We start from the raw sequence: 21,732 nt of genomic DNA on the forward strand, positions 1-21,732 counted from the left end.
GCTTGCCTCGTCTGCCGGCGCTGAGCTCAGAGCTTTTTGCGCATATGCGCGTTGCCAAGGGCTACGCCCCGCACCACAGGCATCTGCCGATACTGCAGCGCAAAGCCGAACCGCGCGAAGAAAGCCTGTGCATGGAGACTGACGTCCGCGCTCAGCTCCTGCAGGCCTTGTTGCCGCGCTGTCTGCTCGATGTGCGCGAGCAGTCGTCGACCCACGCCTTGGCGCGCATGTCGCGGAGCCACAAAAAAGTGATCGATATAGCCATTGGCTTGCAGATCCGCGTAGGCCATGGGGCGATCATTGGCGCAGACGGCGACAAAAGGGCTCAGTGCCTGAATGCGCCTGCGCCATTCCGCCTGGTCGGTCTGCGGCGGTGCCCAGGCATCGAGCTGCTCGGGGCTGTAGTGATTTGCGGCCAGTTGATGCACCGCGTCGTGGAACACCTGCCTCAGCGCGGTTTCATCTCCGGGGCGATAGCTTCGTACATGCATGGGTTGGCAGATGGATTGAGTTTGGCAAAAATGATTTTCAGCACCAGGGGGCATGTCATTGGTTTGCGGTGCATGGGTGGGGCGGATGTACTTCCTTATCTGCATGCAACCCGCTGTTTTGATGGATTTTCTGTCATCAAATGAAGCAGAACAGTGGTCTAAAGTCTGTGAAATGCTCAGGTTTTTATAGCGGAAAAAATAAAGTCAACCTCTAGAATGATCCGCCCATGCCCTTGATCTACCTCATCCTCCTACCTTTTGCAGGCAGCCTTCTCGCTGCCTTATTGCCTGCAAATGCGCGCAATACGGAATCCACACTTGCAGGTGTCATCGCGCTGATATGCGCGATTCAGGTAGGGATGCTGTTCCCGGAAATGGCCGATGGCGCGGTGCTCAGGCAAGAGGTGTCCTGGCTGCCGGCGCTGGGCCTGAACCTGGTGATTCGCATGGACGGATTTGCCTGGCTGTTCTCCATGCTGGTCTTCGGCATCGGGGCCCTGGTGGTGCTCTATGCGCGCTACTACATGTCACCTGCCGATCCGGTTCCCCGCTTTTTCTCGTTTTTTCTGGCCTTCATGGGGGCCATGGCGGGGGTGGTGCTCTCGGGAAACATCATTCAGCTGGTGTTCTTCTGGGAGCTGACCAGTCTTTTTTCATTCCTGCTGATCGGCTACTGGTATCACCGCAAGGATGCGCGCCGCGGTGCGCGCATGGCCTTGACGGTCACGGGCACGGGCGGGCTGGCCATGCTGGTAGGCATGCTGGTACTGGGTCATATCGTGGGCAGCTATGACCTCGACAATGTGCTGGCTGCAGGCCAGCAGATTCGCGATAGTCACCTCTATCTTCTGGCATTGGTGCTGATTTTGCTCGGTGCGCTCACCAAAAGCGCTCAATTTCCATTCCAGTTCTGGCTTCCCAATGCCATGGCGGCGCCGACGCCCGTGTCGGCCTATCTGCACTCGGCCACCATGGTCAAGGCCGGCGTGTTTCTGCTGGCGCGGCTGTGGCCGGTGCTGGCGGACACCGATGCATGGTTCTGGCTGGTTGGCGGGGCCGGCGCCATGACGCTGCTGATCGGCGGCTATTGCGCGATGTTCCAGCATGATCTCAAGGGTTTGCTGGCGTACTCGACGATCTCGCACCTGGGGCTGATCACCTTGCTGCTGGGTCTGAACAGCAAGCTGGCCGCCGTGGCCGCAGTTTTTCACATCATGAACCATGCGACCTTCAAGGCGTCGCTGTTCATGGCGGCAGGTATCGTGGATCACGAAAGTGGAACGCGTGACATCCGGCGACTGTCGGGTCTGCGCTTCATGATGCCGATCACGGCCACGCTGGCCTGCGTGGCCAGTGCCGCCATGGCCGGCGTGCCGCTGCTCAACGGATTCATCTCCAAGGAAATGTTCTTTGCCGAGACCGTCTATCTGGATGCAGCGCCCTGGGTCAAGACCGTGCTGCCGGTGGCGGCGACGGTGGCCGGCATGTTCAGCGTGGCCTATTCGCTGCGCTTCACCTTCGATGTATTCTTCGGTCCCAAGGCCGACGACCTCCCTCACGAGCCCCACGAGCCGCCGCACTGGATGCGTGTGCCGGTGGAGCTGCTGGTGCTGGCCTGCCTGATCGTCGGCATCTTCCCGGCCTGGGCGGTGGGGGGATTTCTCGCGGTCGCCGCGACGCCTGTCGTGGGTGGCGACCTGCCGGAGTACAGCCTGGCCATCTGGCATGGCTGGAACATGCCGCTCATCATGAGTCTGGTGGCGCTGGCCGGCGGTATCGTGCTCTACACCATGCTGCGCTGGCAGCGCACGGTCGGGCACTTCGACACCACGCCTGTGCTGGGCCGTGTCAGCGGTCGCCGGATCTTCGAGAACCTGCTGGCCCGCATCACCTGGCTGGGCCGGGCGGGGCGCCGCAATCTGTCCACGCGCCGCCTGCAGTGGCAGATGCTGTGGCTGGTCTGCGTCGCCCTGGTCGCGGCGGCCCTGCCGCTGTGGCTATGGGGCATGAAGCTCGGTGACCGCGGCACCTTGCCGGTGTCTTCGGCCTTTGTGCTGCTGTGGGCGATCGGCTGCCTGTGCGCGCTGGGAACGGCCTGGAAAGCCAAGTACCACCGGATGACCGCACTGATCATGCTGGGCGGCACGGGGCTTTGCACGGTGCTGACCTTCCTCTGGTTCTCGGCGCCCGACCTGGCGCTGACACAGCTGGTGGTGGAAGTTGCCACCACGGTGCTGATACTGCTGGGGCTGCGCTGGCTGCCCAAGCGGGACAAGAACATGCGCACCGCCGACAACGCCGATGCGAGGGCCAAGGCTCGCCGCCTTCGCGATCTGGTGCTGTCGCTGATTGCCGGAGGCGGCATGGCCTGGCTGGCCTTTGCCATGATGAGCCGGCCTTTCTACGAGAGCACCTCCACCTTTTTCCTCGAAAACGCGCTGGGCGGCGGCGGAGGCACCAATGTGGTCAATGTGACGCTGGTGGACTTCCGTGGTTTCGACACCTTCGGCGAGATCGTGGTGCTGGGCATCGTGGCCGTCGTCATCTATGCGCTGCTGCGCCGCTTCCGTCCTGCGCGCGAGGCCATGGATATTCCGGAACAGCAGCGCTATGTGCCCGGCGACCTGCAGACCGACTTGCTCAACCCCCGCAATGCCAGCGATACGGCGGTGGGCTATCTCATGGTGCCTGCCGTGCTGGTGCGGCTGCTGCTGCCGTTTGCGACACTGGTGGCGGCCTACATCTTCGTGCGCGGCCACAACCAGCCGGGTGGCGGTTTCGTGGCCGGGCTGGTGTTCTCGGTCGCCTTGCTGATGCAGTACATCATCTCGGGCACGCATTGGGTGGAAGCGCATTTGCCGCTGTATCCGCGCCGCTGGATTGCTGCAGGGCTGTTGTTTGCGCTGGGCACGGGCCTGGGCTCGGTGGCCGTGGGCTACCCCTTCCTGACCAGCCACAGCTTCGACTTTTCGCTGCCCCTGGTGGGTCATGTGCATTTCGCAAGTGCCACCTTCTTCGATATCGGCGTGTTTGCGCTGGTGGTGGGCTCCACCATGCTGATCTTGACGGCGATTGCCCACCAGTCGGTGCGCGGACACCGTTTCCATGCGCGTTTGCTGGAAGAGCAGGAACAAGAGGCCAAAAAGGCCGAGGCCGAGGTGCAGGCGGCCACGGCCGCAGCCCTGGCAAGGGGAGGTATGTAATGGAAATCGTTCTGGCCATTGCCATCGGTGTGCTCACTGGCTCGGGGGTCTGGCTGCTGCTGCGTCCGCGCAGCTACCAGGTCATCATGGGGCTGGCGCTGCTGTCGTATGCCGTCAACCTGTTCATCTTCTCTATGGGGCGTCAGGGTCTCTCGATCAACAAGGTGCCGGTGCTGCAAAACGGTGTCCCTACCGATTTGTCGCACTATGCCGACCCCATGCCGCAGGCGCTGGTGTTGACCGCCATCGTCATCGGCTTTGCCATGACGGCACTGTTCCTGGTCGTGCTGCTGGCATCGCGTGGCGCTTCCGGCAATGACCATGTGGATGGTGCCCATTCGCGCACCGAACAGGAAATGCTATGAGCGGCTGGATCGAGCGACTGATGCCGCACCTGATGCTGGCGCCGATCATGCTGCCCATGCTGACGGCAGCGCTGATGCTTTTTTTGCGGGAGGAGCGCCAGCGGCTGAAGCTGGGCATGAACATCCTCTCCACCACGATCAGCCTGGCGATCGTGGTCATGCTGCTGAGCTGGACCAATCAGGCTGGATCGGCCGTCACCATGTCGGTCTACATGCCCGGCAACTGGCCTGCGCCATTTGGCATTGCGCTGGCACTGGACCGGCTCACCGCCCTGATGCTGCTGGTCACCTATGTCGTGGCACTGGCCGCGCTGGTGTTTTCCGCCGCGCGCTGGCACAAGGCCGGCGTGCACTTCCACCCGCTGTTCCAGCTGCAGCTGATGGGGCTCAGCGGCGCCTTCATCACGGCAGACCTGTTCAATCTGTTCGTGTTCTTCGAGATCATGCTCGCAGCCTCTTACGGGTTGTTGCTGCATGGCTCGGGCAGCACGCGCATTCAGGCCGGTCTTCACTATATCGCCATCAATCTGGCAGCGTCGTCGCTGTTCCTGATCGGCGTGTCCATGCTCTATGGCATTACCGGCACGCTCAATATGGCCGATCTGGCCCGAGCCATTCCGCTGGTGCAGGATGCCGATCGCGGCCTGCTGCATGCGGCGGCAGGCGTGCTGGGCACGGCCTTTCTGATCAAGGCGGCACTGTGGCCGCTGAACTTCTGGCTGGTGCCAGGCTACAGTGCGGCGACTGCGCCCGTGGGGGCCCTGTTCGCGCTGATGACCAAGGTGGGGGTCTATGTCATCTTGCGTCTGTGGACCTTGCTGTTCAGCTCGGAAGCCGGGGCCTCTGCGCTGTTTGGCAGCACCTGGCTGATCGTGGGCGGCATGCTGACCATGGCTTTCGGTGCCATCGGTCTGCTGGGCTCTCAGCGGCTGACCCATCTGGCGGGCTTTGCGGCCATTCTTTCGTCCGGCACCCTGCTGGCCGCGACGGGCTTCGGGCAGAACCTGCTGACGGCCGGTCTGCTGTACTACCTGCCGGGCTCCACGCTGGCCGTGGCCTCCCTGTTCCTGATCGCCGATGTCGTGGATCGCTGGCGTGTGGATGACGATGCGGGCGAGCCCTACGAGGATGATGAAGCGCCGTTCCTGAATGCCGAACTGCTGCCGACCGAGGGTTTCAACCTCGACGATGAGGAAGAGCTCATGATCGGCCGGGCCTTCCCGGCAGCCGCCGCCTTTCTGGGTCTGAGCTTTCTGGCCTGTACGCTGCTGATCTCGGGCTTGCCGCCGCTCTCGGGCTTTGTCGGCAAATTCGCCATGCTGACCAGTCTGCTCAACCCGCTGGGCATGGGAACCTCCAGTGGCCTGAAGGCGGGCCCGCTGGGCTGGAGCATGGTGGCGCTGCTCATCATCACGGGTCTGATGGCGCTGATTGCGCTCACGCGCGCCGGCATCCGGCATTTCTGGGCCAACCCGGAGCAGAGCGCTCCGTCGCTCAAGGTGGCAGAAGGCCTGCCCATCGCTGCACTGCTGCTGTGCTGCATGGCGCTGACGGTCAAGGCCGATGATGTGATGCGTTATACCCAGCGTGCGGCCAATGCACTGCATTCGCCCGATGTCTATGTGCGTACTGTCATGGGCCTGGCCCCGGTTCCGGCGCCCCGGGAAAAGAAGGCTCAGGAGGCGGCTGGCCCCGAGGCAGCAGCGCGCGCGGCCGCGCTGGAAATGCAGGCCGAGCTACTGCCCGGCATCGGTGACGAGCGTGTAGCCGAGGGCGGCACCGCGACCCGGACCACGGCTTCGGCCCAGAAGGAGGACAGCCGCCCATGAAGACCGTCATGAAATCCATCTTCCCGGCACCGCTGCTGTCGATCGCGCTGCTGGTGCTGTGGCTGCTGCTCAACCGCTCGGTCGGCGCCGGCCAGATCCTGCTGGGCCTGATCCTGGGTCTGTTGATCCCCGTGCTCCTGCGCGGCCTGCGCCCCTTGCCGGTGAGGGTCAGCCATCCGCTGAGCATTCTCAAGCTGGCATTTCGGGTGGTGTGCGACACGTCGATTTCCAACTTCAACGTGGTGCGTTTTCTCCTGTTTCCGCGCATGCGCAAGCACCCTGCGGCCTTTGTGCCGATCCCGCTGGAGCTGCGCGACCCCAACGGGCTGGCGGTGCTGGCCATGATCGTCTGCCTCACGCCCGGCACGTCCTGGGCCGAGATTTCGCGTGACCGCTCCATGCTGCTGCTGCATGCACTGGAGGTGGAAGATGCCAGGAAGCTGGCCGACTTCGTGAAGTCCCGCTACGAAAGCCTGCTGATGGAGATTTTCGAATGAACCCCTGGTTTTACTGGGTGCTGATGGCATCCCTGGTCATGCTGCTGGCGGCCATGGGCTGCTCGGTGCTGCGCCTGCTCAAGGGGCCGCATGCGCAGGACCGCGTGCTGGCGCTGGACTGCATGTATCTGAACGGCATGCTGGCCATGCTGGTCATGGGCATTCTGTATGACAGCACCAACTACTTCGAGGCGGCCCTGCTGGTGGCCCTGTTCGGCTGTGTGGGCTCGACGGCCATGGCCAAGTTCCTGCTGCGCGGCGAGGTGATCGAATGAGTACCGAGGTCATTGGCGTGGATCTGCCGCTGTGGGCCCAGATTCTGGTGGCGGCGCTGGTGTTCGGCGGCTCCCTGATTGCGCTCATGGGCTCCGTGGGCCTGCTGAGGCTCAAGAGCTATTTCGAACGCGTGCATGCGCCGTCCATCATCGCCACCATGGGCTGCTGGCTCATCATGCATGCCACCTGGATCTACTTTTCCGTCAGCGGCCAGGGTTTTGTCATGCACTCGGTGCTGATCGCCATCTTCATTGCCGTGACCGTGCCCATCACCACCATCTTCCTGATGCGCGCGGCGCTGTTCCGCTCCCGCCGCGCAGGAGAGAGCGTGCCGCCCACGCTCAGCAACCTGGTACGCAACGAGCCCCTGGACGAAGAAGAGGCCGCTGATGCCGTTGAAAAGCCCGTGGCGAACAAAGGCTGACATTCTGCTTCCCGAGCCTTTTGGGATCGCCCACATGCGCTAGATTGGCAGCCATGCTCAATATTTTCGCCATCTGCACCGGTGCCTGCCTTGGCGCCCTGTCGCGCTGGGGGCTGGGACTGTGGCTCAGCGCAGGTGCCAGCCTTCCCTGGGGCACCCTGGCGGCCAATCTGATCGGCGGCTATCTGATCGGTATCTTCATCGCGCTGTTCCAGGCCATGCCCCAGCTGGATCCGGCCTGGAAACTGGCCATCATCACGGGTTTCCTGGGCGCCCTGACCACGTTTTCCAGCTATTCGGCCGAGGTCATCGGCCTTTTGCAGCAGCAGCGTCTGGCTGCAGCCCTGGGCTGGGCCGGCGTGCACCTGGTCGGCTCCCTGTTCATGACCTACATGGGCATGCTCAGCTGGAGCATCGGGTTCAATCGTTAAGCTGGCAGACCATTTGGCACTATTGCGGCAAACTGCTTCAGCGTTTAGAGGCGAAATACTCTCATGGGCTATAGCTTTGTGAGCGTATAGTGCAAGCATCATATGCATTACAGATGCATTTGATCTTGAAGTATTTGACGGATGGGTGGTCAGTGCTACGAAATCTTTAGGGATAGCAGTAGCCCGCACTGCTCAGCATTCTAAGAACCGAGGGTCCATGCAAATTTCTTCTCCCCTGTCCGATACCGATCTGGCCAATGCCTGGGCCGAGCTGCACAACCAGGCCCACAACGGCAAAGAGCTGGAGCCTCAATCCAACCGTCTCGCATTCGCCGATCCGGAATTCATGTTCCGCCGCGAAACGCGTGGCATCCGCATGCAGCTGGAAATGCTCAAGCCCGATCTGACCCAGATCGAGCGTGGCATCGAGCACACGGTGGTGGTCTACGGCAGTGCACGCTTTGTCGACATGGAGCTGGCGCGCGAGCAGCTTGCGCAAGCCAAGGCCAGCGGCGATACCCAGCGCATGGCGCTGGCCGAGCGCGGCATGCGCAACGCCGAGCGCTATGAGGCGGCCCGCGCTTTTGCACGCATCGTGGCGACCGAAGGCATGAAGCAACCGCCCAGCGAGCGCTTCTACATCTGCACGGGCGGTGGCCCCGGCATCATGGAAGCGGCCAACCGCGGCGCGCATGATGCGGGTGCACCCAATGTGGGGCTGAACATCTATCTGCCGCATGAGCAGCATGGCAACCCCTACATCACGCCCGGGCTGAGCTTCAAGTTCCACTACTTTGCGCTGCGCAAAATGCATTTCATGATGCGCGCCAAGGCGCTGGTGGCCTTCCCGGGTGGCTTCGGCACCATGGACGAGCTGTTTGAAGTGCTGACGCTGGTGCAGACCCACAAGAGCAAGCCCGTGCCCGTGATCCTGTTCGGCACGGAATTCTGGAAGCGCGTGCTGAACTTCGATGTGCTGGTGGAGGAGGGCACCATTTCCGCCAAGGATCTGAACCTGTTCCGCTACACCGACGATCCGGCCGAGGCCTGGTCCTTCATCCAGCAGTTCTATCAGAGCGGCTGGAACTGATGCCGGCCGCAGCCGTACAGACAAGCTGCCCGCGGGCAGCTTGTCTCATGGGCATCCCAGGAAAATAGCCTGCACCATCCGTGCGCGGGCCTCCAAGCCTGTTTTCAGGCCGATTCCCGCAGGGTCTTGCGAAACACCAGTGTGCGGTTGTTGGCCGGCATGGCCTGATCAAGCACCAGTTGCAGGCCGTGCAGCCTGGCCAGCGCCACGATGGCTTCAAAGTCGCGCAGGCCGCTGCGCGCATCACGCTGGCGCAGCCAGGCGTCGAAGGTGCGGTTGCTGTCGCTGGTGAAACGGCCTCCATCGTTGAATGGCCCGTAGAGGGCAAACACCCCGCTTTCGGGAAGCGCTGAGCCCACCAGACCGAACATGCGCTGTACCAGCGGCCAGGCCATGATATGGCAGGTGTTGCTGGTGAAGACGGCATCGAAGCCGGAGGAATCCGCGTTTGCGGGCCAGGCATCGGTCGCCAGGTCGAACTTTAGCGGTGCACGCAGATTGGGCGCGCCATGTGCGGCATGCCATGCCAGGATGCCCGGGTGGCTGTCGGCCAGGTCGCTGGTCTGCCAGACCAGCTGCGGCAGGCGTGGCGCGAAGTACACGCTGTGCTGTCCGGTACCGGAGCCTATCTCCAGCACATGCCGGCAGTGCAGGAAGGCGGATTGCAGCACCTCGAAAATGGCGGCCTGGTTGTTCTCGCAGGCCTGGGAAAAAGGCAGTTGCCGGGATGTCGATGCAGAGTTCGGGATCATGAGGACTTGGCGGGCAGATACGGGAAATCGCTCAGGCATCTTCTCCTGGAATGGCAAGTCCCCGCAGAGCCACGGCCTTCACGGCTTGAAGCGCAGCCGGATCTCGGGGCGCACGTCCAGGCCGCCGACTTTCCAGCTGTACGCCCCGAGGCCCAGCGTGGGCGTGGAGCTGGCGTTTTGCGAGAGCACCTCGGCATTGCGGGGCAGGCTGACCTTCAGGATTCCGTTCATGGTGATGCCCAGTTGCGCGAAGTCTCTCTTTTCCTTGTCCTTGAGCGGCTTGGCGGCAATCGTCATCACGCCGTTCCTGTCGGTCTGCACGGTGAACAGGTCCAGCAATCGCAGACCTTCGCCGGGTTTGCGCTGGCCGGCAATCTCCAGCGCATAGCGGGCATTGCCGGTGTACACGGCTTTCCTGACCTCCGGGTCGCGGCTCAGTTGCTGCGCCTGCGCCGCCAGCCCCTGGTGGTCTTTCTCGCTCAGCACGCCCTGCTTTCTGAGCTTCATCACGGCCATGGCATTCACCACCGTACCGTCAAAGCGGTAGCTGTAGCTGCCATCGGCCTGCACGTCCACGCTGGCGGCGAATCGTTCGGGCACCAGACAGGCGGTCAGCAAGGCGACGAGGGTGGTGGCGGTGGACAGCGCAAAGAGCTTGTGCATCAGGACTCCTTTCGAGCGGCATCGCCGCATCCCGGGGTGCAGAGGTCTGGGTCATCGTAGAACAAACAGGGCTCGCGCCGCCAGGGAATGCCATCAGACGGCATGGAAGTCTTGCCGCAAGATTATTCAAAAAAATGTAGCCTCGCTCTGTTCGTGCGTGAGGCTCCATGCATTTTTTGCGGTTGTTCCGGGCTTGATCGAGGGTGCTTCACCTGGATCTGGGATCGGCTTTGAGCTGGCTGATGGCTTCCTGGTAACCCTGCAGATATTTGGTGCGCGTCTGCTCGGCGAGGGCCGGCCACTGGGAGGCCGGCAGGCTCAGCGATTCCAGTGTCAGCCTGGCGGCGAGTTGCGGGTCCCGTGAGGCCTGTACCGCCTGCATGCCGTGCAGATTGATCCAGTGCGGGTCGTAGGCGTGGGGCGTGCGGCGATCCCAGTCCACCACCTTGGTGATCAGATCCAGCGCCTTGTCCAGATCCTGAAAGAGGTGGCGGTTGATGGGGGCTCCATAGCTCTGATTCATCACATCGACCGCCTGCCGGGCGGTGACGTCCGTGCAGCGATTGGCGTCGAAGCGGGCACGCAGCTGGCCGGCGTAGAACCAGAATGCGGCTTCATCGCGCTGGCCGGCCTTGAACAACGTTTGCGACAGCACATAGAAAACCGGGGGCTGGAAGCGCTCGGGCGCGGCGCGTACGCGCTCCAGCACGGCTTGCTGCTGCTGAGGCGTACCCTGCGACAGCAGGCGAAGAGCCTCCTGCCCCAGTCTGGTGTCGATCTGCGCATACACCCCCTGTGGGGCCAGTACCGGGGTCGCCGCAGAGGGCGCAGGCTTGGGCGCAGCCGGTGGCTGCTGAGTCTGTGCGAAAGCAAAGCCCGAGAGCGCCACCAGCGCACCGCTCACCCTCTTTGCTGCGACATGGCCCATGCTGAACTCCTTGTGCTTGCGTTGCAAATCATTCCGGACGGTGTCAGACAAATACCCACTCTGTCGCATATCTTAAATAGCATGCGTGTGACCGGTGTCTCGTATTTACCAAGATGCGTTGATTCCCAAGAAAAGCAGTTCGTGCCTGTCGTCAGGAAGCCTGCAGTCCGTAGGGGCTGGCGAGGCCCCGATACCTGCTTCCACGATGCGTGCAGACACCACGGTGCGTGGGGTCTGTTTCATCCAGGATGCATCGTGGATGCACGCTGTCGGCCGGCAACGACGCCGAGCCGGCCGGCTGACTGGAGTGCGCGTCTCAGCCTCGGGCATCGAAAGCGCGGTGATAGCTCACTTCTCCTTGTGGTGTCGAGCCTGCGAAAGACAGTGCCTGAAAGTAGCCGGCAGGCACTCCCGGGAGCACCAGGCTTGGCACCGCCCGGAAGCCGAAGCGCCGATAGTAATACGGCTCGCCGAGCAGCACGCATCCTTGCGCGTACTGCGTCCGCAGGGTGCCGATGGCCGCCTGCATCAAGGCGCTGCCTATGCCTTGTTGCTGCTTCTCAGGGAGGACGGAGAGCGGGCCCAGGCCAAACCAGTCTTTGCTGCCATCGCTGATGGTGACGGTGGAGACGGCGACATGCCCGACGATCTGTCCATCGATCTCCGCGACCAGAGACAAGGCAAGAGCCCCGGCCGCACGCAGTGCACGCACGATGAACTGCTCGGTGTGGTCGGAATGCGGTGCGTCCTTGAAGGCCTGGATCGTCACCTGCTCGATGGCCTGGGCATCGGCGGGGAGTTCTGCTCGGATTTGCATGGCTTGGAATGGGTTCACAAAAATTTTGCCTCGACTATGCCGCACACAGAGAAAGAGCCGGGGAAATGGCCCATGGCCCTGCTGCAGCCGCTGTCCAGGCGATCGGGCATGAAAAAACCGCCCGAAGGCGGTTCTTCAAGGCAGGGCCTGACGGGGGATTACACGCCGGCCACTTCAATGCCCTTGAATTCCCCGGTCGCGATCTTTTCCTTCCAGATGGCAGGGCCGGTGATGTGGGCGCTGGTGCCGCCGGCATCCACGGCCACGGTCACAGGCATGTCGACCACGTCGAATTCATAGATGGCTTCCATGCCCAGGTCTTCAAAGCCCACCACCTTGGCCTGCTTGATGGCCTTGGAAACCAGGTAGGCGGCGCCGCCCACGGCCATCAGGTAAGCACTCTTGTGCTTCTTGATGGCATCGATGGCGACCGGGCCGCGCTCGGACTTGCCGATCATCGAGATCAGGCCGGTCTGCGACAGCATCATCTCGGTGAACTTGTCCATGCGGGTAGCGGTGGTGGGGCCGGCAGGGCCAACCACTTCGTCGCGCACGGGGTCCACGGGGCCGACGTAGTAGATCACGCGGTTGGTGAAGTCCACGGGCAGCTTTTCGCCTTTGGCCAGCATGTCCTGGATGCGCTTGTGGGCCGCGTCGCGGCCGGTCAGCATCTTGCCGTTGAGCAAGAGGGTGTCGCCGGGCTTCCAGCTCGCCACTTCTTCCTTGGTCAGCGTATTCAGGTCCACGCGCTTGGACTTGTTGTAGTCCGGCGCCCAGTCGATCTTGGGCCAGGTGTCCAGCGATGGGGGGTCCAGGTACACGGGGCCGGAACCGTCCATCACGAAGTGGGCGTGGCGGGTGGCGGCGCAGTTGGGGATCATCGCCACGGGTTTGGATGCGGCGTGTGTGGGATACATATTGATCTTGACGTCCAGGACCGTGGTCAGGCCGCCCAGGCCCTGGGCGCCGATGCCCAGTGCGTTGATCTTCTCGAACAGCTCCAGGCGCAGCTTTTCCACGTCGTCGAGCTCTGCACCGCTGGCAGCCTTCTGCTGCAGCTCGTACATGTTCAGGTCTTCCATCAGGCTTTCCTTGGCCAGCAGCACAGCCTTCTCGGCCGTGCCGCCGATGCCGATGCCCAGCATGCCGGGGGGGCACCAGCCCGCGCCCATGGTGGGAACGGTCTTGAGCACCCAGTCGACCAGGTCGTCGCTGGGGTTCATCATGATCATCTTGGACTTGTTCTCGGAGCCGCCGCCCTTGGCGGCAACGGTCACGTCCACCTTGTCGCCAGGCACGATCTGCACATTGATCACGGCGGGGGTGTTGTCTTTTGTGTTCTTGCGCTTGAAATGAGGGTCGGCCACCACCGAGGCACGCAGCGTGTTGTCGGGGTGGTTGTAGCCGCGGCGCACGCCTTCGTTGATGGCGTCTTCCAGGCCCATGGTGAAGCCTTCCCACTTGACGTCCATGCCCACCTTCAGGAACACGTTGACGATGCCGGTGTCCTGGCAGATGGGGCGCTGGCCGGTGGCGCTCATCTTGGAGTTGGTCAGGATCTGAGCCATCGCATCCTTGGCCGCAGGGCTTTGCTCACGCTCATAGGCGCGGGCCAGATGCTGGATGAAATCCGGCGTGTGGTAGTAGCTGATGTACTGGAGGGCACCTGCGATCGAATCGATCAGGTCCTGCTGGCGGATGGAGGTGGTCATCGTGAAGCTTCTCGGGGGTTGCAATCTGTACGCGTGGGGCGCGCACGGTAAACCCGTCGATTATCGGCCCAGACGACAAATCTTGCAGCCATAACCCACCAGTCTTATATATGACTTGCGGGGGCGACGCGTTGCTCAGCCGGTCAGCACTCCGAGGATGGATGCCGAGAAGTCGGCCTGGCCTGCGTGCTGATCGCCTCTGGCCCAGGCCAGCAGGCTGTCTGCGGGCATGGGGCGCGCGTAGAAGTAGCCCTGAAGCTCATCGCATTGCATGTCGATCAGAATGTCCCGCTGACCTGCGGTCTCCACACCTTCTGCCACCACGCGCAGTCCCAGCGCATGCGCCAGGCGCACGACGGCATGGACCACGGCGCGGGCATCCTCCTCGGTTTCGAGGTCTCGAATGAAGCTGCGGTCGATCTTCAGCTGCTGGGCCGGCAGCTGGCGCAGATAGTTGAGGCTGGAGTAGCCCGTGCCGAAGTCGTCGATCGACAGAAAGATGCCGATGTCGCGCAGTTCCTCGATCGCGCGCTGAGTGGCCTGGGTGTCCTCCATGGCCACGGACTCGGTGATCTCGCACAGCAGCTGGCTGGCCTGTACATCGTGTCGTTGCAGCGTCTGGGTGATGCGCTCCGCCAGACCGCTTTCGCGCAGCTGGTGCACGGAAAGATTGATCGCCACCCGCATCTGCAGCCCCATGTTGCGCCACAGGGCCAGTTGGCGGCAGGCTTCCTCGATCACCCAGTTGCCCAGGCTGTTGATGATGCCGAAGCGCTCGGCCAGCGGGATGAAGATATCGGGCGCAATCATGCCGCGTTCGGGGTGGACCCAGCGCAGCAGGGCCTCGACCCCGATGATGTTGCCGCGCTCGCTGTCGATCTTGGGCTGGTAATGCAGTTCCATCTGGCCGCGCTGAATGGCGTGGCGCAGGTCGTTTTGCAGTTCCAGCTGCTCGGAGGCATCGCTGCCCATATGCGGCTCGAACACGGCAAAGCCGTTGCCGCCATTTCGCTTGGCGGCATACATGGCGGCATCGGCATTGGCAATCAGGTGGTCGCGGTCTCCATGGTCGGGATAGGCCACGATGCCGATGGAACAGGTGATCTGCAGTTCCTTGTTGCCAAGTCTGAAAGGCTGGGCAAGGGCGTTGAGAATGCGGTTGGCCACTGCCATGCAGGCGGCCACGTCCTGGGTGTCCTCCAGCAACACCAGGAACTCGTCGCCGCCCACCCGGGCCACGGTATCGCTGCTGCGGGCCTCCGCCATCAGCCGCTCTGCCGCGCTGATGAGGATCTGATCGCCTGCGGCATGGCCAAAGGAGTCGTTGATGGGTTTGAATCCGTCCAGATCCACGAACAGAATGCCCAGCCGCTCCTTGATTCGCGAACGGTTGGCGCGCTCCAGGCGCAGAAGGGCGTGGATGAGCCGGTCTTCAAACAGCAGCCGGTTGGGCAGATTGGTCAGCGGATCGGCAAAGGCGCGTTGGCGCAGCTCCGTGTTGGCCTGTTGCAGTTTGGCGTTGGTTTCCTGCAGTGACTGGTTGAGCTTGAAGGCCGTGCTTTGCAGGCGCGCATCGAGCAGGGTGCTGAACAGCGCGGCAATCAACAGCATGACCGTGGTGATGATGATGATGGTGGTCAGCTCCGGACCGCTCAGCGCTTCCGCACTGAGGCAGACGGAACCGCTGGCAAAGCTGGCGGCCGACATTCCGGTGTAGTGCATGCCACAGATGGCAAAGCCCATGACCAGTGCCGCCAGCGTCTGGAACAGCCACAGCCGCTTGCCGGAGAGCGAGAACAGTGCGCGAAACAGATTCAGCGCCGTGGCAGAGGCCAGTACCGCGATCAGAGCGGATGCCGTCACCAGAGGCCAGTCCCAGACGATCGGAATGGACATCTCGATGGCGAGCATGCCCAGGTAGTGCATGGCGCAGATGCCGCCTCCCATGAGCAGCGAAGCGCCCAGCAAATGAGGCCAGCGGCATTCGGGCCTGGTCGCCACGCCGAAGGCCAGCGCCGAGGCCGCGACGGCCGCAACCCAGGAGGCCAGCGTCAGCGCGCCGCTATAGCCGAGGGTGATGGGCAGCTCAAACGCCTGCATCCCGATGAAGTGCATGGCCCAGACCCCCGTGCCCATCACCATGGCGCCAATGGCCCACCAGATACGTCCGATCCTGCCCGAAGCCATGCGCATGCGACGAGCCAGACCCAGCGTCACGAAGGAGGCACACACCGCGATGACGATGGAGACACACACCATCGTCGCGCTGTAGCTTGATGACATGAAGGTGTTGGCGACAGGGGTGGAAAGATCAGTGAACATTGATGTGGCGGTCCAGCAAGGCCGTTCGGATTCTTTGTCCGATATTGATTTAATGTAACTTTGTATTTCTGGCCTTGCCGGCGCAGGGGTGTTGCCCCCCGTTGTGCTTGCCGCCTGACGGGGTGCGCTAGCATGGGCCGGTTGTGGAGGTCGCCTGCCTGACGGTGGGCGGACTTCCGTTTGCGGCCGACGGCAGCCACATCTTCAGCCAGCTGCGCCGAGTTGTATGCAAGGAGCGATTCCATGACAGTCACCCGCCAGGAAAAAGACACGTTTGGCCTGATCGATGTACCCGCCCACAGGCTGTGGGGCGCGCAGACGCAGCGTTCGCTGCAGAATTTTGACATCAGCGGCGAGCAGCAGCCGCGCGAGATCATTGCGGCGCTGGCGCAGGTCAAAAAGGCCTCCGCCAGCGTCAACCATGCGCTGGGTCTGCTGGACGAGAAGAAAACCAGAGCCATCAATGCGGCCGCCGATGAGGTGCTCGCGGGCAAGCACCCTGATGAGTTCCCTCTGGTGGTCTGGCAGACCGGTTCGGGCACGCAGACCAATATGAACGTCAACGAAGTGCTGGCCAACCGGGCCAGCGAGCTGATGGGCGGCGAGCGCGGAGAAGCCCGGCTGGTGCACCCGAACGACGATGTCAACAAGAGCCAGTCCAGCAACGATGTCTATCCCACGGCCATGCATGTGGCGGCCGTGACCGCCATCCAGCACAAGCTGCTGCCCGCCATCGCCAGGCTGCGTGTCACCCTGCTGGCCAAGAGCGAAGCCTTTGCCGATATCGTCAAGATCGGTCGTACGCATCTGCAGGATGCCACGCCGCTGACGCTGGGCCAGGAGATATCCGGCTGGGTGGCCCAGCTGGCCCATGGTGAAGCCCATGTGCGTGCCGCATTGCCGCATCTGCACGAGCTGGCCCTTGGGGGGACGGCCGTGGGTACGGGGTTGAATGCCCCCAAGGGGTATGCCGAAGGCGTGGCGGCGGAGCTGGCCAGGCTGACGGGCTTCCCGTTTGTCACCTCACCCAACAAATTCGAGTCGCTGGCGAGCTGCGATGCCCTGGTTCATGCCCATGGCGCTCTCAAGACAGTGGCTGCCAGCCTGATGAAAATTGCCAACGATGTGCGCTGGCTGGCATCCGGTCCGCGCAGCGGCCTGGGCGAGATCTCGATCCCCGAGAACGAGCCGGGTTCGTCCATCATGCCGGGCAAGGTCAATCCCACGCAGTCCGAAGCCGTGACCATGCTGTGCGCCCAGGTGTTCGGCAACGATGTGGCCATCAACTTCGGCGGAGCCTCGGGCAACTTCGAGCTCAATGTGTTCCGCCCCATGGTGGCGCACAACTTCCTGCAAAGCGTCCGCCTGCTGGCCGATGGCATGGTCAGTTTCAACGATCACTGCGCCGTGGGCATCGAGCCCAATCGCGCACGTATCGAGGAGCTGGTGGGGCGTTCGCTGATGCTGGTGACGGCGCTCAACACGCATATCGGTTACGACAAGGCGGCCTATATCGCCAAGAAGGCGCACAGGGAAGGCAGCAGCCTGCGTGATGCGGCGATCGCCAGCGGCCACGTGACGGCCGAGCAGTTTGATATGTGGGTCGTGCCGGAGCAGATGGTCGGCAATCTGTAAGAGGGTTCAGGCCGGAGCAGGGGGAGCCCGCATGTCGGGCTCTTTTCTTTTTGCCCAGGGTTTGCACACAATGCGGCATCGTTGATGACTGGAGTCAGCATGCCCGCACAGCAGCACCTGGAGAAGGTTTCGGTGGCGGATCTCAGGCCCACGCAGATGACGGTCGGCGCTGCCGAAGTGGCGCTCAAACGCTCACAGTGGGCCCAGCTCAAATCCAAGGCACGAGACCAACTGTTGCTCAGTCACTGGTTTCCTGCAGTGAAAGGGCCGCAGGGACGGTTTTTTATCGTGGATCACCATCACCTGGGGCAGGCCTTGCTGCATGAATCGGTCAAGAACGTCTGGGTCATGCAGCTGGCCGATCTGAGCGAACAGGGCGTGGAGATGTTCTGGCGCGTCATGGAGTTCCATCACTGGGCGCACCCTTATGACGAGAAGGGGCGGCGATGCGAATATTCGCAGATCCCCCCGCAACTGAGCCAGCTCAGGGACGACCCTTATCGCAGCCTGGCGGGGGAGGTGCGCAAGGCGGGTGGCTATGCCAAGGATGCCTCGCCCTATGCCGAGTTCCTCTGGGCTGATTTCTACCGGCCTCTGTTTCGCAAGGCTGATCTGCGCAGCAACGGAGGCCGGGGTCTGCCCGAGTCCGCGGTCGTGGAGGCTGTCGCTCTCGCCCGTAGCGTCAAGGCGCAGTTCCTGCCCGGCTGGTCCGGAGTCTCCAGTTCGCTGCACAGATAACATGGCTCAAACGCTCAGAGGCTTGCTTGCTGCTCCGGTTCGCGCCGACTGGGTGGCTGGCCTGTCCATTGCGGGACTGCTGCTTCCGGAAGCAGTGGCTTACGCCGGTCTGGCCGGCGCACCGCCGCAGGCCGGGGTGGTGGCCTTGTTCGCCGGGCTGCTCGTCTACGGACTGGCCGGAAGCAGCCGCTTTGCGGTCGTATCTGCGACCTCCTCTTCGGCGGCAGTGCTGTTGGCCGCCAGCAGTTCGGTGCTGCATGTTCCGGCCGAGCATCGCACCGCCATGGGCATAGGTATGGTGTTGGTGGCGGGCATCATCTTTGTACTGGCCGGGCTGATGCGGCTGGGTGCCATCTCCCAGTTCATCGCCAAGCCCGTCCTGCGCGGCTTTGCCATGGGTCTGGCATTGACCATCGTGCTCAAGCAGCTGCCGCTGGCGATCGGAGTGCATCCGCAGCGCAGCGACTTTTTCCATTTCGCCTGGGAGCTGCTGGCCATGCTGCCGGACTGGAACTTCCGTGGGCTGGCCATGCTGGTGCTGGCCTTGCTGACGCTGCATCTGCTGGGCCGATGGCGGGCCATGCCGGCGGCGCTGCTGGTAATCGTGGCCGGTATTGCGCTTGATGTCTGGGGATATGGCCGGCGCTGGGGGATACCTTCGGTCGGGGCGCTGGAGCTCGGGGGCGTGCATCTGACCCTGCCCGACCTGGCCTGGCCCGACTGGCTGCGCGCCGGACAGCTGGCCGTGGCGCTGGCCCTGATTCTGTATGCCGAGTCCTACAGTTCCATCCGCTCCCTGGCATTGCGCCACGGAGATGCGGTTTCCGCCAATCGCGACCTGCTGGCCCTGGGGGGGGCGAACATGGCTTCGGCCCTGTTTCAGGGCCTGCCCGTCGGAGCCGGCTTTTCAGCCAGTTCGGCCAATGAGGCGGCGGGAGCCAGGAGCCGGGCTGCAGGGCTCATTGCCTGTGCCGTCGTTGCGCTGCTGGTGTGGCAGTTGCTTCCCTGGATGGAGCGCATTCCCGAACCCATGCTGGCCGCCATCGTCATGCACGCGGTAGGTCATTCGCTCAACGGGAGCGGATTGAGACCGTATTTTGTCTGGCGCCGTGACCGGGCCCTGGTGGTCACTGCCTTTGCCGCCGTCATCCTGCTGGGGGTGCTGGATGGATTGCTCCTGTCCATGGTGCTCAGCATTGCCCTGCTGCTCAAGCGCATGGCACAGGCAAAAGTCAGCGAGCTGGGGCAGCTGGCGCATGGCCATGATTTTGTGGACAGACAACGGCATCCCGAGGCCTCGGCGGTACCCGATGTGCTGATCGTGCGTCCCGAGGAGCGCTTGTTCTTTGGCAATGCCGATGCCGTCATGGCCGACATCGGCGCCCGCGCGGGGCGCGTTCCTGGTCTGAGGGCGCTGATACTCAGTCTTGAGGAGTCTCCGGATCTGGATAGCACCAGTATCGAGGCCCTGAGCGAGCTTGCCAGGCAGCTGGCACAGAAGGGCGTTCAGCTGCGACTCGCGCGCGTCAAGGATGGAGTGCGGGAGCTGCTGCAACGTGCGCAGATCCCGGGCCTGGGGCCGCATGCCTACGCCGCCTGGAGTGTGGATGATGCGGTGCAGGGGATCGAAGATTCGGTCCGGTCTTCGAAAGCCGTGCCCGCAAAGTCCTAGGTCCCGAGCTCTCGGGGGCTCGACCTCGGGCGGTGTCAGGCACCGACGGATCGGCTCAGGCGCAACGCCTGCCGGAAGCCCAGCTGCCCCACAACGCAGGCAATCAGCAGCACCGAAAACGCCGACAGTGCGGGGCTGCTGCCCAGGCTGGCTCCCAGCGTGCACAGGCCGCCCACGGCCATCTGGGCGAAGCCATAGACTCCGGCGGCCGAGCCCGTCAGGTCGCTGTGAACGCCCAGAGCCTTGGCGAGTGCTGCGGGGCTGGTCATGCCGGAGCCCAGGGTGAACAGGAGCATCAGGGTCACGACCACCGGCACGTTGATCAGCTGCAGCAGCGTGAGGGCAACCAATGCCGCAGCGCAGCCCAGGCTCAACAGATTGCCGCCCAGTATCAGTCGCTCCAGTGGCCAGCGCTTGATGAGCTGGCGCGCCAGTGCATTGCCCGCGGCCATGCCGGCCATCAACATTCCCAGGTAAATGCCAAGCTGGGCCTTGCTGGAGTGGAGCTGCTCGATGAAGATGAAGGGCGCCGCGGCGATAAAGGCGTACACGGATGTGGTCGCGCTACCGCCGCCGATGGCGAAGCCCAGAAATGGGGGCGAGCTCAACAAGGTGCGATAGTCGTTGCGCACCGTGCGCCATTTCAGCTCGCCGGTGGGGTGACCTGTTTCCGGCAACAGGCGCCAGACCCCGAAGGCCGTGAGCGCGCCCATCAGCGCCAGCACCGCAAAAATGACGCGCCAGCCGAACATGGCGTCCAGGCCGGAGCCGATGGAAGGAGCGATGCCCGGGCCGATCATCATCATGAGGTTGAGCAGTGCCAGGCTCCCCACTGCCGTTTCGGGTGTCGCGGTGTCGCGGGCGATGGCGCGACCCAGTGCCAGGCCGGCGCAGCCGCCCAGAGCCTGGATCAGGCGCGCGCCAATCAGCATATTCGCACTGGGAGCCAGAAAGGCCGCAAGGCTGGCAACCGTGTAGAGGCCCAGACCGGCCAGCAGCAGGGGGCGGCGGCCCAGTGCATCCGACATGGGGCCGTAGATCAGCTGGCCCAGCGCCAGGCCCAGGATGTAGACGGTGATGGTCTGCTGCATCTGTCCGCTGCTGGCACCGAAGTGGCGGGCTGCGTCGGGCAGCGCGGGAATGAACATATGCATGGCCATGGTGCCGGCGATGGTGACCATGACCAGCAGCCAGAGCGGCGCTTTGCGTGCAGGGGTTGCAGGACTGAGCATACAAAAGGAATTCGAGGCGTGTCGAGGGGATGCAGTGGTGTGTTGCGCCACGTCAGCGGCCGGGGGTGAAGCAGGGGCTGGCGCCCGTCTCCAGGTCCGCCATCTTTTCCTGCATGGTGGCCAGGGCCTCCAGCATCGCGTCCAGCAGCTCGGGAGCCAGCTCCTGCATGACCTCGCGTCGGACATCCGACACGATGCTCTGGACCTGCTCGACCTGCGCCAGTCCGGCTGTCGTGAGCTGAAGGCGTTTGACGCGGCGGTCGGCATCGTCAAGGCGTTCCACCCAGCCCTGGGCCTGAAGACCGTCAATCAGGCGCACGAGAGAGGAGCTGTCCAGCGCCAGCGCCTGGGCCAGATCCTTTTGCCGCATGGTGCCTTCGCTGCGCTCCAGGTGGACCAGGGGCAGCCATAGCGCCTGCGTCAGGCCCAGCGGGGCCAGCACCTTGTCCAGTGTGCGGCGCCATTGCTTGTTGACCTGTGCCATGACGAACATGAGCTGCCGCTGACGGCTGGAGAGGGGCTCGGTGCGGGGCATGTTCTGTGTATTCAAATAGTTGGCATTCCAATTATTGCAGAAGCAATATTTATCCTGTGAACAGGGTTTTGGGCGAAGCCGCTGCGGCCCTCCGGCACCGGGCCTGGTGCGATGGCGAAA

General features: G+C 63.2%; 20 protein-coding genes. 11 read left to right on the forward strand and 9 right to left on the reverse strand.

Annotation, left to right across the window (positions count from 1 at the left end; translation table 11 throughout):
* Positions 1-26: 26 nt before the first annotated feature.
* On the reverse strand, positions 27-491 hold the full coding sequence (locus E2583_RS08005; protein WP_291594698.1) for a GNAT family N-acetyltransferase: 465 nt from the start codon (positions 489-491) through the stop codon (positions 27-29).
* A 227-nt stretch (positions 492-718) separates the two neighbouring features.
* On the opposite strand from E2583_RS08005, the gene E2583_RS08010 reads away from it, so the two are divergent.
* The 8 genes from E2583_RS08010 to E2583_RS08045 all read left to right on the forward strand — a co-directional run bounded on the left by E2583_RS08010 (position 719) and on the right by E2583_RS08045 (position 8,606).
* The gene (locus E2583_RS08010; RefSeq protein WP_291594700.1) at positions 719-3,694 is read left to right on the forward strand and encodes a monovalent cation/H+ antiporter subunit A; all 2,976 of its coding nucleotides are present in this window, start codon (positions 719-721) and stop codon (positions 3,692-3,694) included.
* Positions 3,694-4,059, forward strand: a complete 366-nt coding sequence (locus tag E2583_RS08015; protein WP_003057261.1) for a Na+/H+ antiporter subunit C — start codon at positions 3,694-3,696, stop codon at positions 4,057-4,059. The genes E2583_RS08010 and E2583_RS08015 overlap by 1 nt, the downstream gene beginning before the upstream one ends.
* Positions 4,056-5,888, forward strand: a complete 1,833-nt coding sequence (locus E2583_RS08020; RefSeq protein ID WP_291594711.1) for a monovalent cation/H+ antiporter subunit D — start codon at positions 4,056-4,058, stop codon at positions 5,886-5,888. Before E2583_RS08015 ends, E2583_RS08020 begins: the two co-directional genes overlap by 4 nt.
* Positions 5,885-6,385: a Na+/H+ antiporter subunit E gene (locus E2583_RS08025; RefSeq protein ID WP_291594713.1), complete on the forward strand. Its 501-nt coding sequence runs from the start codon at positions 5,885-5,887 to the stop codon at positions 6,383-6,385. The genes E2583_RS08020 and E2583_RS08025 overlap by 4 nt, the downstream gene beginning before the upstream one ends.
* Complete coding sequence (locus E2583_RS08030; RefSeq protein WP_003057255.1) at positions 6,382-6,660, forward strand: K+/H+ antiporter subunit F; 279 nt, start codon at positions 6,382-6,384, stop codon at positions 6,658-6,660. The genes E2583_RS08025 and E2583_RS08030 overlap by 4 nt, the downstream gene beginning before the upstream one ends.
* A complete protein-coding gene (gene mnhG / locus E2583_RS08035) occupies positions 6,657-7,085 on the forward strand; it encodes a monovalent cation/H(+) antiporter subunit G (protein ID WP_291594720.1) in 429 nt (142 codons plus the stop codon). Before E2583_RS08030 ends, mnhG begins: the two co-directional genes overlap by 4 nt.
* 53 nt (positions 7,086-7,138) lie before the next feature.
* Positions 7,139-7,516, forward strand: a complete 378-nt coding sequence (crcB, locus tag E2583_RS08040; protein WP_291594722.1) for a fluoride efflux transporter CrcB — start codon at positions 7,139-7,141, stop codon at positions 7,514-7,516.
* Positions 7,517-7,733: 217 nt separating this feature from the next.
* A complete protein-coding gene (locus E2583_RS08045; protein WP_291594724.1) occupies positions 7,734-8,606 on the forward strand; it encodes a TIGR00730 family Rossman fold protein in 873 nt (290 codons plus the stop codon).
* Between the two features lie 104 nt (positions 8,607-8,710).
* Here E2583_RS08045 and E2583_RS08050 read toward each other — a convergent pair whose 3' ends face one another.
* The 6 genes from E2583_RS08050 to E2583_RS08075 form a co-directional block, all read right to left on the reverse strand.
* Entirely contained in the window at positions 8,711-9,358 is a 648-nt protein-coding gene (locus tag E2583_RS08050; RefSeq protein WP_291594726.1) for a DUF938 domain-containing protein, read from the reverse strand.
* A 78-nt stretch (positions 9,359-9,436) separates the two neighbouring features.
* Positions 9,437-10,021 carry a hypothetical protein gene (locus E2583_RS08055; protein ID WP_291594727.1) on the reverse strand — a complete coding sequence of 195 codons (585 nt, stop codon included), beginning with the start codon at positions 10,019-10,021 and terminating at the stop codon, positions 9,437-9,439.
* Between the two features lie 208 nt (positions 10,022-10,229).
* Positions 10,230-10,949 (reverse strand): hypothetical protein, encoded by a 720-nt coding sequence (locus E2583_RS08060; RefSeq protein ID WP_291594729.1) that lies wholly within the window; start codon positions 10,947-10,949, stop codon positions 10,230-10,232.
* Between the two features lie 316 nt (positions 10,950-11,265).
* Entirely contained in the window at positions 11,266-11,766 is a 501-nt protein-coding gene (locus tag E2583_RS08065) for a GNAT family N-acetyltransferase (protein WP_291595025.1), read from the reverse strand.
* A 158-nt stretch (positions 11,767-11,924) separates the two neighbouring features.
* Positions 11,925-13,478 carry a fumarate hydratase gene (locus E2583_RS08070; protein WP_291594731.1) on the reverse strand — a complete coding sequence of 518 codons (1,554 nt, stop codon included), beginning with the start codon at positions 13,476-13,478 and terminating at the stop codon, positions 11,925-11,927.
* Positions 13,479-13,613: 135 nt separating this feature from the next.
* Positions 13,614-15,761 carry a bifunctional diguanylate cyclase/phosphodiesterase gene (locus E2583_RS08075; protein WP_291595028.1) on the reverse strand — a complete coding sequence of 716 codons (2,148 nt, stop codon included), beginning with the start codon at positions 15,759-15,761 and terminating at the stop codon, positions 13,614-13,616.
* A 282-nt stretch (positions 15,762-16,043) separates the two neighbouring features.
* On the opposite strand from E2583_RS08075, the gene fumC reads away from it, so the two are divergent.
* From fumC to E2583_RS08090, 3 genes are all read left to right on the forward strand, one after another.
* Entirely contained in the window at positions 16,044-17,435 is a 1,392-nt protein-coding gene (gene fumC, locus E2583_RS08080) for a class II fumarate hydratase (protein ID WP_291594733.1), read from the forward strand.
* A 99-nt stretch (positions 17,436-17,534) separates the two neighbouring features.
* Positions 17,535-18,173, forward strand: a complete 639-nt coding sequence (locus tag E2583_RS08085) for a ParB-like protein (RefSeq protein ID WP_291594734.1) — start codon at positions 17,535-17,537, stop codon at positions 18,171-18,173.
* Position 18,174: 1 nt separating this feature from the next.
* On the forward strand, positions 18,175-19,845 hold the full coding sequence (locus E2583_RS08090; protein WP_291594735.1) for a SulP family inorganic anion transporter: 1,671 nt from the start codon (positions 18,175-18,177) through the stop codon (positions 19,843-19,845).
* A 35-nt stretch (positions 19,846-19,880) separates the two neighbouring features.
* Here E2583_RS08090 and E2583_RS08095 read toward each other — a convergent pair whose 3' ends face one another.
* Both E2583_RS08095 and E2583_RS08100 read right to left on the reverse strand, forming a co-directional pair.
* A complete protein-coding gene (locus E2583_RS08095; protein ID WP_291594737.1) occupies positions 19,881-21,077 on the reverse strand; it encodes a multidrug effflux MFS transporter in 1,197 nt (398 codons plus the stop codon).
* A gap of 52 nt (positions 21,078-21,129) precedes the next feature.
* On the reverse strand, positions 21,130-21,612 hold the full coding sequence (locus tag E2583_RS08100; protein ID WP_291594739.1) for a MarR family transcriptional regulator: 483 nt from the start codon (positions 21,610-21,612) through the stop codon (positions 21,130-21,132).
* Between the last annotated feature and the right edge of the window lie 120 nt (positions 21,613-21,732).

The sequence above is a fragment of the Comamonas sp. genome (genome assembly GCF_009360615.1).
Lineage (GTDB): Bacteria > Pseudomonadota > Gammaproteobacteria > Burkholderiales > Burkholderiaceae_C > Comamonas.

Coding starts and splice junctions, on each gene's coding strand:
- E2583_RS08005 (WP_291594698.1), bottom strand. CDS start 491: ATGCATGTACGAAGCTATCGCCCCGGAGATGAAACCGCGCTGAGGCAG.
- mnhG (WP_291594720.1), top strand. CDS start 6,657: ATGAGTACCGAGGTCATTGGCGTGGATCTGCCGCTGTGGGCCCAGATT.
- E2583_RS08065 (WP_291595025.1), bottom strand. CDS start 11,766: ATGCAAATCCGAGCAGAACTCCCCGCCGATGCCCAGGCCATCGAGCAG.
- E2583_RS08025 (WP_291594713.1), top strand. CDS start 5,885: ATGAAGACCGTCATGAAATCCATCTTCCCGGCACCGCTGCTGTCGATC.
- E2583_RS08075 (WP_291595028.1), bottom strand. CDS start 15,761: ATGTCATCAAGCTACAGCGCGACGATGGTGTGTGTCTCCATCGTCATC.
- E2583_RS08085 (WP_291594734.1), top strand. CDS start 17,535: ATGCCCGCACAGCAGCACCTGGAGAAGGTTTCGGTGGCGGATCTCAGG.
- E2583_RS08030 (WP_003057255.1), top strand. CDS start 6,382: ATGAACCCCTGGTTTTACTGGGTGCTGATGGCATCCCTGGTCATGCTG.
- E2583_RS08055 (WP_291594727.1), bottom strand. CDS start 10,021: ATGCACAAGCTCTTTGCGCTGTCCACCGCCACCACCCTCGTCGCCTTG.
- E2583_RS08050 (WP_291594726.1), bottom strand. CDS start 9,358: ATGATCCCGAACTCTGCATCGACATCCCGGCAACTGCCTTTTTCCCAG.
- crcB (WP_291594722.1), top strand. CDS start 7,139: ATGCTCAATATTTTCGCCATCTGCACCGGTGCCTGCCTTGGCGCCCTG.
- E2583_RS08015 (WP_003057261.1), top strand. CDS start 3,694: ATGGAAATCGTTCTGGCCATTGCCATCGGTGTGCTCACTGGCTCGGGG.
- E2583_RS08095 (WP_291594737.1), bottom strand. CDS start 21,077: ATGCTCAGTCCTGCAACCCCTGCACGCAAAGCGCCGCTCTGGCTGCTG.
- E2583_RS08010 (WP_291594700.1), top strand. CDS start 719: ATGCCCTTGATCTACCTCATCCTCCTACCTTTTGCAGGCAGCCTTCTC.
- E2583_RS08060 (WP_291594729.1), bottom strand. CDS start 10,949: ATGGGCCATGTCGCAGCAAAGAGGGTGAGCGGTGCGCTGGTGGCGCTC.
- E2583_RS08045 (WP_291594724.1), top strand. CDS start 7,734: ATGCAAATTTCTTCTCCCCTGTCCGATACCGATCTGGCCAATGCCTGG.
- E2583_RS08070 (WP_291594731.1), bottom strand. CDS start 13,478: ATGACCACCTCCATCCGCCAGCAGGACCTGATCGATTCGATCGCAGGT.
- fumC (WP_291594733.1), top strand. CDS start 16,044: ATGACAGTCACCCGCCAGGAAAAAGACACGTTTGGCCTGATCGATGTA.
- E2583_RS08020 (WP_291594711.1), top strand. CDS start 4,056: ATGAGCGGCTGGATCGAGCGACTGATGCCGCACCTGATGCTGGCGCCG.
- E2583_RS08100 (WP_291594739.1), bottom strand. CDS start 21,612: ATGCCCCGCACCGAGCCCCTCTCCAGCCGTCAGCGGCAGCTCATGTTC.
- E2583_RS08090 (WP_291594735.1), top strand. CDS start 18,175: ATGGCTCAAACGCTCAGAGGCTTGCTTGCTGCTCCGGTTCGCGCCGAC.